Source organism: Parapedobacter defluvii, from assembly GCF_014642075.1.
Classification (GTDB): domain Bacteria; phylum Bacteroidota; class Bacteroidia; order Sphingobacteriales; family Sphingobacteriaceae; genus Parapedobacter; species Parapedobacter defluvii.
The window spans coordinates 63,832-78,774 of the sequence record NZ_BMIK01000006.1; the positions used below are offsets into that span (position 1 = coordinate 63,832).

A 14,943-nucleotide genomic window follows, 5' to 3' on the forward strand; every position below is an offset into this window, starting at 1 on the left:
CTATGCTGTATACATTAATACTGTTGCTGGGCGGTGTGTCTTCTTATTTCGGACCCTGGTGGACGATTGCTCCGGTGTGTTTTGTTAGTTGTTTCTTCTTACCCCGCAAACCGGTGCCTGCATTCTGGACTTCAGCATTTGCCAGTGCGACCTTATGGATAGGCTATTCGATCTACTTGCACCTAGGTGCCCAAACGGATCTGACAAGCAGGGTGGCAGGCATTTTCACGGCTGGACTTCCCGCATTGGCGGATGTGCCGGCTATCGCCCTAGTATCGATCATTGCTGCATGCGTGGCCGGGCTTATTGGTGGATTCTCTGGGCTTGCAGGTGTAAAAATCAGCCAACTTACACGCCCGCCTCGCGGATAACCGATAGGGTTTTCCGTAAACCGGTTTCTGCTACCTGTTGGAGATCCTGCTTCCAGTATTCCGGATTATATAATTCCAACGATACGCATTTATCAAAGCCGATGGCTTTGAGGTCCTGCAGTATCTTGGCCAAAGGTAGGATCCCATCGCCTGGATACACCCGGTGGCTGTCATCCAATTGATTGAGGGCAGGTGTTGCTGGGGCATCCGAAAATTGAAAAATGGCGAAACTCTTTCCGCTGACAAGCGGCAAACCGTTAAAGCCACCTTCTGAAATATACATGTGATACGTGTCGGGAATGACCATTGCCCCCGGATGATCGGCATCCAACGCGATGGCCATGGCCTGGCCAAGTGTTTTCAATGGGAAATATTTGACGAATACCAATGCTGCCTCAAGGTTATAATCGTTTTTTGCTATTTCGATGAGGTCACGGTAGCGGGCTGCCACCCATTTGGGATCGTAGGGATCGCCCACGGTATTGGGAATGGTTTGAATATGCTGTGAACCAATATTGGCGGCCATCCGCATACGCCGGCGTGTGTCTTTCAGCGATTCATCGAATAACTCCTGTGTGGGAGGAAGCGCGTTCCACAAGCCAATAACACTCGGGACAAAGAGCCCCAGGTCGGCAATTTCTTTGCCCAGATCTTTTAGGTTTCCACCCTCAGCCTCAAATTGTTCCAATTCGTTGTCCCAGGGTTCGATTGCGTCGTAACCCGCCTTGGCTGCAATCGATACCTTTTCCCGAAGGGAGGAGGCCGTACGGATGGTCGCCGTATCCAAACAGATTGGCCAGGGACTGGCCCCATTTTGATAACGTTTTTCCGGTTTGGAAACCGTTGCAATTTTGAAGGGGGCTGCTAAAACAGCACTGGATGCGGCACTTATTGTAATAAATTTTCTGCGGTCCATACTGGAAATTGATTTGATGGAATAAAGATAGAAAAATAAAGATAGGAAATAAAAAGTGATGCTAAACATTACCACGGGCCTCTTGTTTAGTAAGAAAAGAATATACCATGAGTACATCCAGATCCATGACCCCACTGTCTGTTGTAATGGAACGCCTCCGCGAAAAAGGGTACGGCCGGGAACTGATTATTAACAAAGAAGGTGCCTATTTTGAGGGACAGTCGACGATTTACCAACCATCTTCACTAACAATCGTTAAGGTTTATCGATTTGAAGGCGAGTCTGACCCGGCGGATATGTCGGTGATTTACGCAATCCACGCGGACGATGGCCAGGTTGGTTACTTACTCAATGCCTACGGTACTTATTCGGATCGGGATCATCCATTCTATGAGGATTTTATTCGCAATGTCCAAGTAGACGAACAAACAGATTTGTAAGGGTTATTTGGTTAATGATAAAAAAATTTCAAAAAATTTAGGATTTTATTATTAATCTATTAATTTTGTTGTCATTCATGTGTGCAGCCATTTGCGTAGTGCCCTGCGACCCTTGCAGGGCCGCGCATTTGGTAACTAAACAATTCCCTTCCGATTTGAATCAAACTTGATCATAATGAACAGGAGGATGGTAAAACTCCATAGGGATGATCCACCATAACTGATAAAGGGCAGCGGGATACCGATTATCGGCACAATTCCGATGGTCATGCCAATGTTTATGGCAAAGTGGAAAAACAGAATGCAGGCCACTCCATAGGCATATATGCGTGCAAAAGCGGTACGTTGCCGTTCGGCAATGTTGACAATGCGCAATAGCAGGGTCAGGTAAATGCCGATTACGACCATACATCCCACAAACCCCCATTCTTCACCAATGGTGCAAAAAATGAAATCGGTACTTTGTTCGGGGACGAAATTATATTTGGTTTGGGTCCCTTGTAGGTACCCTTTGCCCCAAAACTGCCCGGAGCCAATAGCAATCATCGACTGGTTGAGGTTGTATCCTTCTCCACGGGGATCATCGATCTTTCCCAAGATTACATCAATGCGATTACGTTGGTGCGACTGGAGCACATTTTCGTACGCAAACTCTACGCTGAAAACGTAGACGGCAGATAGTACAAATAGCACGACAAGATTGATGATGATCTTCGTCTTCTTTCGGAAGTAATAGATGCCCAATCCGCATATTACTGCTAACGACAGGACTACCATCCACGGATTGAAAGCGAGTGCCAGCACAAAGAGTAAAATGCAGAGTGCACCAAACAGCATCCATGCTCCCGAAATATAGCCTTCGCGGTAGAAAACGAACACCAGTGCAAAAAATGCCAAAGCAGAACCCGTATCCGGTTGTAACAATACCAGGATAACCGGAAGCAGAACGATGATTGCCCCTAGCAATAAGCTTTTGAGGTTGGGGCTTTTGGTACTTTGTGCGCTTAGATATCGTGCCAGCAACAAACACGTAGCCAGCTTGGCAAATTCCGAAGGCTGCAGCCTGAAGCTACCAATCGGTATCCAGGCCTGGTTGCCACCCACATTGCGGCCAATGAGGAGTACGGCAATCAGCAGTAAAAGCGTAATGGCATATAAGATGGGGGAGATGGAGCTGTAAAATTTCGCATCCACGATGAGAATGGTAACGGCAAGAACCATCGCCGAAAAAATGTAGATGGACTGTTTGCCGTAGTTGGTATTCAGGTTGAACAAGCTCGGATACTCCGGATCAAATACCGCCGCATGGATGTTAAACCATCCAATAATGCACAATGAAAACCAAAGTAGCACGGTGAACCAGTCGACGTCGCCACCAAAAAATCGATGCCTGGATTGATTACTCATATCGGTTTAATGCAGCAACGCTGTGGTGAATAAATTCAACATGTTCATCGGAAGATCCCGGTTGTGTATGGGCCTCCCGGGGTGCTGTCCGAACCGTTTCCTTCGGTTTTTCAGTCTTTGGCTTGGGCAACAGGTCCGCATTATAAATGCGATCCTGAATAAACTTCGGAAGTGTGATCGTGTCTTTCAGGTATTGTTCAACCAACATACTAGCGATAGGACCTGCCCAGGTCCCCCCATATCCGGCATTTTCCACCACCACGGCAATGGCAATTTTGGGATTTTCCCGAGGTGCAAAAGCGAAAAATACGGCGTGGTCTGCCCCATGGGGATTTTGTGCAGTGCCCGTCTTTCCACACATTTCGATGTCAGCGATTCTGACGGAATATCCCGTACCACCCGGTACATTCACCGCCCGGCTCAATCCTTCGATCACAGGCTCATAATATTTCTCATCAACACCTGCAGAAATTTTTTCGGCAAATTCGGGTTTGACAATTTTCTTTTCACCAATTCCTTTGATGAGATGTGGACGATAATAAAAACCCCGGTTGGCCACGATGGCCATAATATTGGCCATTTGCAACGGAGTTATACCCATTTCGCCCTGCCCAATAGACAATGAAATGTTATAGCTGGATCCCCATTTTGCGTTGCCATAGCGTTTGGTATAAAAATCCGCAGTAGGGAGGAGGCCACTTTTTTCGCCGGGCAGGTCAATACCCAAAGGGTGCCCGATGCCAAATTTCATCACCGCGTCACGCCACAACGTATACGCTTCTCCGGTCGGCATGCCACGGTGGTCGATCATCCGGGCGTAGGTATAACCGAAATAGGTATTGCACGAACGTTGGATGGCGGTAATCAACGGAATTGGCCCGTCCACGTGCGTACAACGCATAATTGCGCGCCCGCCACCGTAGCGATATCCACCGGGACAATTGAATATGGTATGCTGGTCGATTAAACCGGCCTGTTGGGCCGTTAGTGCACTGACCACTTTGAACACAGATCCGGGTGGATACTGTGCCTGTATGGGGCGTATAAACATCGGTTTATACGGATCGTTCAATAGCTTCATGTAATTGTTTCCCCGTTCGCGGCCCACCATCATGTTCGGGTCGTAACTGGGGCTACTTACAAATGTCAATATCTCACCGGTAGCGGGTTCAATAGCCACCACGCTGCCGATTTTATTGCGCATTAACTTCTCAGCGAGGATCTGCAAATCTTTGTCCAACGACGAAACCAGTCCGTCCCCTGCCACGGCCAATGTGTCGTATTTGCCATCTGCAAAAACACCCTGGGGCCGGTTAAACGCATCGACCATCACATTTTTCACCCCACGCTGGCCCCTTAGTAATTCTTCGTACGCACTTTCCACACCACTGGCACCAATGTAATCCCCTGGTCGGTAGAAGCCTTTTGACCGTTCGATATCGCGGTCATTAACTTCCTGTATATAACCTAAAAACTGAGCGGCGATACTATCGGGGTAGCTGCGCACGGTCCGGTTCTGCACGTAGAATCCCCTGAATTTGTACAAGTGCTCCTGCAATTTGGCATAAGCGGTGGCAGGAATCTGTTTTTCAAACTGAGACGCTTTGTAGGGGGAATAGCTGCGTGCAGCCGCCATCCTGCGGTTAAAGCCATCCTTATCAATACCGACCAATTCGCATAGTAATGCGGTGTCAATATCTTTCACTTCTCTTGGGGTTACCAACAGGTCATAAACGGGTTCATTTTGCACAAGTACTTTGCTATTCCGATCAAGAATAACCCCCCGGGCAGGGTAGATGACCATCTTTCTCAAGACGTTGTTGTTGGCCGAAAGCAGGTATGACTCATCAATCAGCTGCAGGTAAAAAAGCCTCGCGGCAATAATGACCGCTACTGCAATGAAAATACCTTGAATAATGTACTTACGCTCGAAAAAACTATTCATTTACCCCACTCGTAAACTTCATTGGTAGTGTTTAACGCTGCTTTTTCCGGTAAAACAGCAAACTGAACAACAAAATGATAATGACCGTAAATATACAACTTAATAAGACACGGATAATTGTGTAATGGAATTGATGGAAAGAAAAGGTTTCCATCATGAATAGAACAGCATGGTGGAATAATGCGAGTACCGTCACATATAGAAAATACCAACGGAAAGGCACGTTGCCCCACAGCGGGGTCAGGTAACTTTCATATTGGTCGGTTTGTAATGTAATGCGGATGAATAGAATGCGCGCCCATACCAATGCCACGCAAGCGGCTGCATTGACACCAAGTGTGTCGTAAAATGCGTCTACGGTAATACCTGTGAAAAAGGCAATGCAGTACAATAGGAAATTGGGAATTCCGACCGGAAGCAACAGAATAAACAGGATATAAGGAAAAGGGATAGCTAAGTTGTAATAACCGATATTCTTGAATAAGAATACCTGTAAAATAACCAAAACAACAAAACGGACTATGTTATTTACAAAAATCTTAGCCATTGTTCTCGTTTTGGGATTCCAGCTCAGTCCGCTCGGCGGCTAAGATATCGTCAACTACGTAAACATGCTGGAGATTGTGGAATTGGGTACTTAGTTCAATTTTAATATCCAGGAAGCTATCGCCACCCGACACACCGGTTTGAATTACCCTGCCAATGGGAATGCCGGGGGGAAAAAGAGAAAATCCGGAGGTAAATACGGCTTCGCCTTTCCTGACTTTGACGTGGTTTGGAATGTCTTTCAGTGTTCCGACCTGCGCATCATAACTATCTCCCCACGTCAGGGATCCAAAGGCTTTGCTATCTTCCAGGGCTGCGCTGACACGGGTTTCACTGTGCAGCAACGATTGAACCGTAGAGAAATGATCGGACACGTTGAGTACAATACCCACAATACCGCTTGCAGATATAACACCCATGCCTTTTTTGATCCCGTGTATACGTCCTTTGTCTAACGTGATGTAATTATTCTTCTGATGGATGCTATTGTTGGTTACCTTGGCAACGATGTAGTGGTATTGGACCTTTTCTGACGAGTCTACCACCGTACCCTGTTCCAGGCTGTCAGGAGCCATGAGCCGCTGCAATTGTTCCTTAAGCCTGGCATTTTCTTCCGCAAGCAAAGCATTGTCTTCACTGAGGTGAAGATAGCTTTTCCACCCGTTGATTTTTGCATAGGCAGCACCCACCAGTTCGTTTGACGAATTGACGGCAGACGCCCGCTGAAACGTGTTATTTTGGACGACCAGGTAATAGGCGAATACGAAGAACACGACAAAGAAAAAAAACGCGTTGTACTTGGTAAGAATTAGCCAAAGGTTCTTCATGCTACGATCTATTTTAAGCCTTGGACAAATCTGTCGGGGCTATTCATTTAGGCCTGCAGCTAACGCTTACGGGCCTGAATTACTGCATCAAAAACTTGAACGTACCGATGTTTTTCAATGCAATTCCGGTGCCGCGTACCACAGCACGCAACGGATCTTCTGCAACATGCACAGGCAGTTTGGTTTTGGCTTGGATCCGCTTATCCAAACCGCGCAGCAAGGCTCCGCCACCCGTTAAGTAAATGCCTGTTTGGTAAATGTCGGCCGAAAGTTCAGGGGGCGTAATTTCCAACGCTTTCAGAATCGCTTCTTCTATTTTTGAAATGGATTTATCAAGGCAGTGTGCTATTTCGGTATAGGAAACCGTGATCTGTTTGGGCACGCCCGTCATCAAATCCCGTCCCTGCACGGCGAAATCAGCAGGAGGATCCTGCAGTTCAGGTAATGCAGAACCGACTTCGATCTTGATTTTCTCTGCCGTACGGTCACCGATCATGATGTTGTGTTGCCTGCGGATGTACTGGACGATGTCCGAATCAAAGTTATCCCCGGCTACGCGGATGGACTGATCACATACGATTCCCGACAGAGCGATGACGGCAATTTCCGTTGTTCCACCACCGATATCAATCACCATATTGCCCATAGGCTCTTCCACGTCGATACCAATGCCTACTGCTGCAGCCATAGGCTCATGCACCAGGTATACTTCCTTGGCACCAGCAATCTCTGCCGAGTCACGAACAGCTCGTTTCTCCACTTCCGTAATGCCAGACGGAATGCAGATGACCATACGCAGGGAAGGGAAAAACCAGCCCTTGCCGTTGTTGACCATTTTAATCATACCCCGTATCATATGTTCCGCCGCATTGAAATCGGCGATTACACCGTCTTTCAATGGTCTTACCGTACGGATATTATCGTGTGTTTTACCCTCCATTTGCATGGCCTGCCGACCGATTGCGATAACCTTATTGGTGGTACGGTCAAACGCAACAATGGAAGGTTCATCCACTACCACCTTATCATTATGGATAATGAGTGTGTTGGCGGTCCCTAAATCAATTGCAACTTCTTGTGTAAACCAGTTAAATAAGCCCATCCGGCAAAATATGATAAGATTTTTAAATTAGGTGCAAACCTACCAAAAAAACTGATAACTTTAACCACAATATCCGATTTATATCCGATTTATGTAAATACCCTAAATTAGTTGATTTGACGATGATCAAGACCTATTTGACCTTTACCTTTATTGTGCTTTTCCACATTTGTCTACCTGCGCAGGATTTCACTTTCGGCTCACTTACCCCAGCAGATGTGAAGCTTAAAAGAAACGACTTGGATAGCTTCTCAAATGCCGCGGTATTGAATGAATATGGCAAAGCTTTCATGGTATATAATGATACCAAGGGGTACACCGAACTGATCGTGGAATATCATGTGCGCATCAAAATTTTCAATAGGGATGGCTACGGTCGTGCTGACATTGTCTTGCCAACACATAGAGACGAGAGCGGTGAACGGATGGATGTATTATCGGAAATCAAGGCGATAACCCTTAATATCGTTGACGGAAAGGTGGTTTCACTACCTTTGGACAAAAGTCAGCTATTCCGGGAGGAGGTCAGTAAATACCTAACCCATACCAAATTCACCTTTCCGGGGCTGCAGGACGGGAGCATCATCGAATACAGTTACCGGTTGACATCCCCGCATATTTTTAATTTCAGGACGTGGTATCTGCAGGATGACATCCCGAAAGTCAACAGTCTGTTTGAAGCCCTCATCCCAGGGATGTATAACTACAATGTCGTTCTTCGTGGCCCATTTCCACTGGATATCCAAGATGCCAAATTAAAGCGAGGATGTTTCCGGATTGCCGGCAAGGATATTGACTGCTCACAAATGACTTACGGTATGAAAAATATACCCGCATTTGTAGAAGAAGACTATATGACGGCTTCAAGTAATTTTAAATCAGCTATTTATTTTGAACTATCTGATATCTATAGACTGAATGGATCCAATATTAAAATCACGAAAGAGTGGCGGGATGTTGACCGTGAATTGGTAACCCATCCCGATTTTGGCGGGCAGATGAAACGCGACAATGTCTTTAAATCGATTTTGCCGACCATTCTGGCAGGCGCTCCGGATGAGCTGGCTAAAGCGAAGGCCATGTATCGTTACATCCAACAGCATATCAAGTGGAACCGTTACCTCGGAAAATACAGCGAGAATAATATTAAGCAAGCACTCGAACATCGGTCGGGTAATATCGGCGACATCAATCTGGCATTGATTGCAGGGTTGCGTGCCGCAGGATTGGACGCGGAAGCTGTTATGTTGTCCACACGGGATAACGGTGTGGTCAATGACCTGCATCCCGTGCTCAGTGATTTTAACTACGTCGTAGCCAAGGTGAACATCGGAGACGATTACCACCTGTTGGATGCATCCGATCCGTTTTTACCGTTTGGGTTGCTTCCCCTTCGTTGCATCAATGGCAAGGCCCGTGTCATCAACCTGAAAGAGCCATCTTATTGGATTGAACCGAAGTCGTCTCAAAAGTCGACCATCCTGTATGCGCTTACGGCTGAATTGCATCCCGATGGAAGCCTGAAAGGGCAATTGACTACCACTAGTAACGGCTATACTGCGCTGAATAAACGGCATGAGCTGGCCAATTACAATACCACCGAAGAATATATTGAGCACATAGACGAAACCCATACTGCGTTCGGTATCTCGGGTGGCGAAATCCATGGTATAACCGAGGCGGAAGATCCCTTGGTAGAGCGCTATGACATTGACATGAAGCTATACGATGGATTGGACGCTCCTGAGATCTTTTTCAATCCATTTTTTATCAATCGCGTCGGCAAAAACCCATTCAATCTGGATGAGCGAACTTATCCCGTGGATATGGGAACTGCCCGTGAAGAACGTGTTGTAATTACCGTCAAATTGCCGGCAGGCTATACATTGAAGTCGAAACCGGACGACTATAACCTGGCATTAGAAAACAAAGGCGGCAGGTACCTTACCCAAACGCAGTTGAATGGCGATACGTTCACTTTTTCACAGTTGCTTGCGTTGAATCAGGCTACCTATGTGCCAGAAAGCTATTTCGCCTTAAAGGAATTTTTCAGTCGGATTATACAGCAGGAAAAAATCGACGTGGTTTTACATAAAGCGGCGGGAGAATGAAGATCACCTTGACAGGAATAGCTGTGCTGACCCTGTTGTCGCAGGTAGTTGCGCAATCTGAGTACCCGGTATCGGATATTCCGGTTGCGTTGAAAAGCCGTGCAGATGCCGTGGTTCGGCAAGAAACCATTGTAGCGGATATGCTGGCGCCGACCAAGGTTCGTTACGAGGTGAAGCAGGCCATTACCGTATTCAATAAGGAAGGAGAAGATAAGGCAAGGCTGGTTATCTATTACAACAAGCAGACCGTGATTAAACGCATATCGGGGCGGGTATTCGATGCCGGTGGATTCCAGATTGGTAAATTTACGCAGCGGGATTTCAAAGACGAGAGTGCGGTAAATAATTTTTCCCTGTATGAAGACACCCGCGTAAAGTACTTCCTGCCTGCTGTAACCGCATATCCGTATACCGTGGAGTATGCCTATGAACTGGAACTTAAACAAAATCTGATTATTCCGGCGTGGCGGCCGGACGCTTATTGGAATGTTGCTGTGCAGCACAGCGAATATACATTTACATGCGGGGAATCGGATGACATACGGGTCAATGACACCAACTATGCAGGAGAACCTGTACGGAGCAATGGTGATGGCCGGAAATCCATTACCTGGAATGTCGCCAACCTGCCTGCCCGGAGGTACGAGCCTTACAGTCCGGATCCCGAAACGTACAAAATAACGGTTAAAGTTGCCCCTGTCAATTTCAGTTACTACAAGCATGAGGGCCATTATTCCAACTGGGAGGAGCTGGGTAAATGGAGCTACGATGCATTGCTAGCCGATGGTTTGGAACTTCCCGAAGCGACAACCCAGGTGGTGCGGAAACTGGTAGAGGGGTTGGCATCTGATAAAGAAAAGGCAAAGGTGCTGTACGAATACCTCCAACGCAAAACCAGGTATGTCAGCGTGCAAATCGGTATCGGCGGATTCAAGCCCATGGCAGCAAAGGAAGTGGACCGGCTGGGCTATGGCGACTGCAAGGGGCTGGTCAATTACATGCAGGCATTGCTGAAGGTTGCTGGTATTCCTTCCTATTATTGCATCGTTGAGGCCGGGAGCGCCAAGCGCAATATCCAGTCCGATTTCGCCAGCATGGAACAAGGCAACCATATTATCCTATGTGTGCCATTGGAAAACGATACCACCTGGTTGGAGTGCACAAGCCAACGCCTCCCTTTCGGCTATCTGGGGTCTTTTACCGATGACCGCACGGTATGGGCCTGTACACCGACAGGCGGACAGTTGCTGCGGACACCCAACTATCCGGTAGCTGCCAGTACACAACACAGACAAGCCGTGCTGGTATTGGCTGAGGACGGAACACTTACCGGAAAGATGGAGACAGCATTCGCTGCGGGGCAATACGAAAATCACCTGGAGATTGCCGGCAGCAACGGAGCGGAACAGATTAAACTGCTGAAAAAGGCCTACGATGTTGACTACATCGACTTTCGCAACATTGACTATCAGAAGCAATCCGGCAAAATCCCGATGTTGGTTGAAACATTTGAGGTGACACTGCCAAAATATGCTCCTGAAAATGGGGGGCAGGTATTTCTGACTGCCAATATCGTGAATCGGCAACCGAACGTACCTGCCGTCAAAGACCGGAAGCTTCCGGTGTATATTAACAGGGGATACACGGATGAGGACCAAATCACCTATGTGTTGCCCGACGGACTTAATCTAGTTAGCGGAGGATGGAAGGAGGAAATCGAAAGTCGGTTTGGGAAGTACCAGGCTACCGTAGAACAAATGGGTAACCAACTTCGGTATCACCGGAAATTCGTCCTTAACGAAGGCACATTCCCTGCTGAGCAATACACAGAATTCAGTGCCTTCATTAATCGCATCAATATGCTCGATAACCGTAAAGCCATATTGGCTAACTGATGCATTTTACTCATTTACCAGTACTCCGATGTAGAAGTTAAAGGTGTCTACCTCCAGGTTGTCACGTGTCAGTCCCGGGAGGTCTATGGGCGTGAGCCTTCGTGTGGGCTGAATAAACCGGTATTGGCCGCCTTTGATACGGATACGCACCGGCATGTCGAAATCGGGTTCGTCGGCAATCCACCGGCAGGTTGCTTTGTTGTCTTTCGTAAAATAGAATTCAAGTGTCGGAATGTTCGGATGGCGTACATATTGGGCAAACATCGGAGCGAAGTTTCTTCCCGATTGGTTACTGATGTAATCCACTATGTCTTGATAATCAACTGTTTTGTGATAAAACTGTTTGTTCAGTCCCCGCAAAATCTGCCGCCATTTTTCGTCATCGTCTAGGATCGTACGCACCATGTTATGCAGTACCCCTCCTTTGTTATACATGTCGCCCGAGCCTTCGTGATTTACGCCATAACTACCGGCGAGCGGAGTAAGGTTTTGGATGCCGTTCCGATTGCCGTGTATGTATTCCTGGCCGGCTTGTTTGCCATAATGATAGTCAATGTAAAGCGCTTCGGAATAGTTGGTAAAACTTTCATGGATCCACATGTCCGCAAGGTCTGCGGCAGTCATGTTATTTCCGAACCATTCGTGTCCCGATTCGTGGATGATGATAAAATCCCATTTATTGCCCCAGCCGGTACCGGAGCCATCCCTGCCAAGGTAACCGTTTTGGTATTTGTTGCCGTAAGCAATGGCACTTTGGTGTTCCATACCGAGGTGGGCGGTCTCCACCAGTTTATAGCCGTCCGCATAAAAGGGATAGGGGCCGAACCAATGTTCGAATGCACGTAACATCGGTTTGACATTGGCGTCGAAGTGGGCTTTGGCTTTGCTCCTGTTTTCGCGGAGTACCCAATAGTCGAGGTCAAGTACACCGTTCTCACCGTGAAAGGTATCCGCGAAATGGACATAATCACCGATGTTGGCGGCTACGTTGTAATTGTTGATGGGATTGCCAACAAACCAATTAAAACGCGTATAACCGTCTCCCAGATCTTCACTGCCCCTGAACCGTCCGTTGGACACATTGGTAAGTCCCGTGGGGACACTGATGCTGATCAGCATGCTGTCCACTTCATCCGATAGGTGATCCTTATTTGGCCACCAGACACTTGCTCCCAAGCCTTGGCAGGCAGTGGCGATCCAATGCTTACCCTGGCTGTCTTTCCTGAAATCGAATCCTCCATCCCAGGGTGCCCGCTTTGCCTGAACCGGGTGGCCCGAGTAATAGACGGTAAAGGAATCCCGCTCACCCTTGCGCAAGGTATGCGGAAAATCAATAAATACGGCGTTGTATTCGCGTCTGAACGGTAATTCCTGATCGCGATAGACAACTTTTTCGATAGCAAGGTTATCAAACAGATCAAATTGCAGCCGTGAGAAATCTTCGGTGGCCGTGAATTGAAACAGGTTGGAACCGCTGATATAGCGCTCGTCCGGATCCACCCGCACATCCAGGTGATAGTAGTTGATGTCGTAGCAGGTACGTAACGGAGTCAACTGACCCCGCAGGGAATCGGCCCGGCTGAAAATTTCACGGGCTTTTAGTAATTGGCCCTGGGCATCGATGGCGGCGAATACAAAGCAGTATAGAAAAAGCAATCGTCTCATCTTGTCTGTTGACGTTTACGGTTGAAATACTCCTTTATTCGTTCCAATGTGAATGTATTGAGGCAATTTTCGGCAGTCAGGCCGCCTTTGCGGGCTACCTGAATTCCATACTGCATATCCTGAAATCCGCTGTTTCGATGCGCATCGGGATTGATGGAAAGTAGCACACCTTTTTCGACGGCATACCGGTGCCATCGCCAGTCTAAGTCGAGGCGCAGGGGATTTGCGTTGATCTCAATGACAACGCCATGGGCCGCACAGGCATCTATGACACGTGCATAGTCGATTGGATATCCCGATCTACTAAGCAGTAGGCGTCCTGTGGGATGGCCTAAGATTGTGGTGTATGGGTTTTCGATGGCACGGAGCAATCGAGCGGTTGCTTTCTCCATATCCATCTTCAGGTTGGCATGGATCGAGGCTACGACAAAGTCAAATCCAGTGAGGATTTCATCGGGATAGTCCAATGAACCGTCATTCAAAATGTCCGATTCGATGCCTTTGAAAATGTGGAAGGGGGCCAGGCGGGCGTTGAGTGCATCAATTTCCGCCCACTGTTCCTGTACACGTTCTACGGTTAACCCTTTGGCATAAACGGCTGTTTTTGAGTGATCACTTATGCCCAGGTATTCGAGGCGCAGTTCATCGCGGCAGTACAGTGCCATCTCTTCCAGTGTATTGACACCGTCACTATATGTGCTGTGGTTATGCAGGGTGCCCCGGAGATCAGCGTAGCCAATCAGGGTAGGGAGGGTGTCTGCCGCCGCCAGTGTCAGCTCGTTGGTTCCCTCGCGCAATTCGGGTTCAACGTAAGCCAATCCCAGCGATCGGTAAATGGCCTCTTCGGAATCAAATTCGGGTAACTGGGATTCAATCAATTGCTCGTCCAGTTGACGTAGGTGCGCGTCGGAGCCGGTAGAAATGATCAATTGCCGGAAAAACGATGCGGGGTCGGTAGGAATGAACCGGAAAGGCACGCCTGTATCCGTCAAGGCTTCCAAAGGCTGAGAACCGGCGGCCGACTGAATGGACAATCCATCTATGTTTGCCACGGCAGTAGTGAGCTCGCTGGAAGATGCTTCCACCAATATATCCACCGACTGAAGGACTTCACATTTCCGACGGAAATCACCTGTATAAGAGAGCTTCCTGTCTTCGGGCAATAGCTCCTGCAACGAAAACACCACATCGTCGGCGAGCTTTTGGACATTGGCGTACAGAAACCAGCCCTGATTTGCGATAGAGAACTCAATAGCACGTTTGATTTCTTCCTGGGTTTTCAGTCCGAATCCTTTGGCTTCGATCAGGCGGTTTTCATTACAGGCATAGAATAATTCCCCAATGGTCTCGATTCCTAAGTCACGCCATATTATCTGTATTTTCTTCGGTCCTAATCCCTTAAGGGTTAGCATTTCAAGTATTCCTTCGGGAGTAGCGCTCAACAGTTGGTCCAACTCAGGAAACGAGCCTGTTGAGACTAATGACGCGACCTTATCGGCGGTACTTTTTCCGATGCCGGGTACTTCACCGAGCTTTTCCAGTGATTGTGATGTAATCAGAAAAGGCAGTTTGTCCAATTTAAAAGCGGCGGCGGCAATGGCCTTTGTCCGGAATGCGTTCTCGCCATGCAACTCCATCAACTGGGCATACAGCCTGATGGTTTTTGCGATCTTCTTGTTATCCATTGCTGCAAATTAAACGTTTCCGGTAAAGATCGC

12 protein-coding genes are annotated in these 14,943 nt (G+C 47.8%); 4 read left to right on the forward strand and 8 right to left on the reverse strand.

What is annotated here, in order from left to right:
* Positions 1-2: 2 nt before the first annotated feature.
* Positions 3-371 (forward strand): MIP/aquaporin family protein, encoded by a 369-nt coding sequence (locus IEX60_RS10795; RefSeq protein WP_188750430.1) that lies wholly within the window; start codon positions 3-5, stop codon positions 369-371.
* Here the strand turns inward: IEX60_RS10795 and IEX60_RS10800 are convergent.
* Positions 349-1,287: a sugar phosphate isomerase/epimerase family protein gene (locus IEX60_RS10800; protein WP_188750432.1), complete on the reverse strand. Its 939-nt coding sequence runs from the start codon at positions 1,285-1,287 to the stop codon at positions 349-351. The two genes, IEX60_RS10795 and IEX60_RS10800, sit on opposite strands and share 23 nt — an antisense overlap.
* 107 nt (positions 1,288-1,394) lie before the next feature.
* Here IEX60_RS10800 and IEX60_RS10805 point away from each other — a divergent pair, with 107 nt between their 5' ends.
* Positions 1,395-1,727 carry a hypothetical protein gene (locus tag IEX60_RS10805; protein WP_188750434.1) on the forward strand — a complete coding sequence of 111 codons (333 nt, stop codon included), beginning with the start codon at positions 1,395-1,397 and terminating at the stop codon, positions 1,725-1,727.
* 135 nt (positions 1,728-1,862) lie between these two features.
* Here the strand turns inward: IEX60_RS10805 and rodA are convergent, their stop codons facing one another.
* The 5 genes from rodA to IEX60_RS10830 all read right to left on the reverse strand — a co-directional run bounded on the left by rodA (position 1,863) and on the right by IEX60_RS10830 (position 7,554).
* Positions 1,863-3,134: a rod shape-determining protein RodA gene (rodA, locus tag IEX60_RS10810; RefSeq protein ID WP_188750436.1), complete on the reverse strand. Its 1,272-nt coding sequence runs from the start codon at positions 3,132-3,134 to the stop codon at positions 1,863-1,865.
* Positions 3,127-5,079, reverse strand: a complete 1,953-nt coding sequence (gene mrdA, locus IEX60_RS10815; RefSeq protein WP_188750438.1) for a penicillin-binding protein 2 — start codon at positions 5,077-5,079, stop codon at positions 3,127-3,129. The genes rodA and mrdA overlap by 8 nt, the downstream gene beginning before the upstream one ends.
* Before the next feature lie 31 nt (positions 5,080-5,110).
* The gene (locus IEX60_RS10820) at positions 5,111-5,626 is read right to left on the reverse strand and encodes a rod shape-determining protein MreD (protein ID WP_188750440.1); all 516 of its coding nucleotides are present in this window, start codon (positions 5,624-5,626) and stop codon (positions 5,111-5,113) included.
* Entirely contained in the window at positions 5,619-6,452 is an 834-nt protein-coding gene (mreC, locus tag IEX60_RS10825; RefSeq protein WP_188750442.1) for a rod shape-determining protein MreC, read from the reverse strand. Before mreC ends, IEX60_RS10820 begins: the two co-directional genes overlap by 8 nt.
* 79 nt (positions 6,453-6,531) lie before the next feature.
* Complete coding sequence (locus IEX60_RS10830) at positions 6,532-7,554, reverse strand: rod shape-determining protein (RefSeq protein ID WP_090626315.1); 1,023 nt, start codon at positions 7,552-7,554, stop codon at positions 6,532-6,534.
* A gap of 122 nt (positions 7,555-7,676) precedes the next feature.
* Here IEX60_RS10830 and IEX60_RS10835 point away from each other — a divergent pair, with 122 nt between their 5' ends.
* Entirely contained in the window at positions 7,677-9,665 is a 1,989-nt protein-coding gene (locus IEX60_RS10835) for a transglutaminase family protein (RefSeq protein WP_188750443.1), read from the forward strand.
* A complete protein-coding gene (locus IEX60_RS10840; RefSeq protein WP_188750445.1) occupies positions 9,662-11,560 on the forward strand; it encodes a DUF3858 domain-containing protein in 1,899 nt (632 codons plus the stop codon). The genes IEX60_RS10835 and IEX60_RS10840 overlap by 4 nt, the downstream gene beginning before the upstream one ends.
* 6 nt (positions 11,561-11,566) lie before the next feature.
* On the opposite strand, the gene IEX60_RS10845 is transcribed toward IEX60_RS10840, so the two are convergent.
* A complete protein-coding gene (locus IEX60_RS10845) occupies positions 11,567-13,225 on the reverse strand; it encodes a M1 family metallopeptidase (protein WP_188750447.1) in 1,659 nt (552 codons plus the stop codon).
* Positions 13,222-14,910 carry a DNA polymerase/3'-5' exonuclease PolX gene (locus IEX60_RS10850; protein WP_188750449.1) on the reverse strand — a complete coding sequence of 563 codons (1,689 nt, stop codon included), beginning with the start codon at positions 14,908-14,910 and terminating at the stop codon, positions 13,222-13,224. Before IEX60_RS10850 ends, IEX60_RS10845 begins: the two co-directional genes overlap by 4 nt.
* Positions 14,911-14,943: the final 33 nt, after the last annotated feature.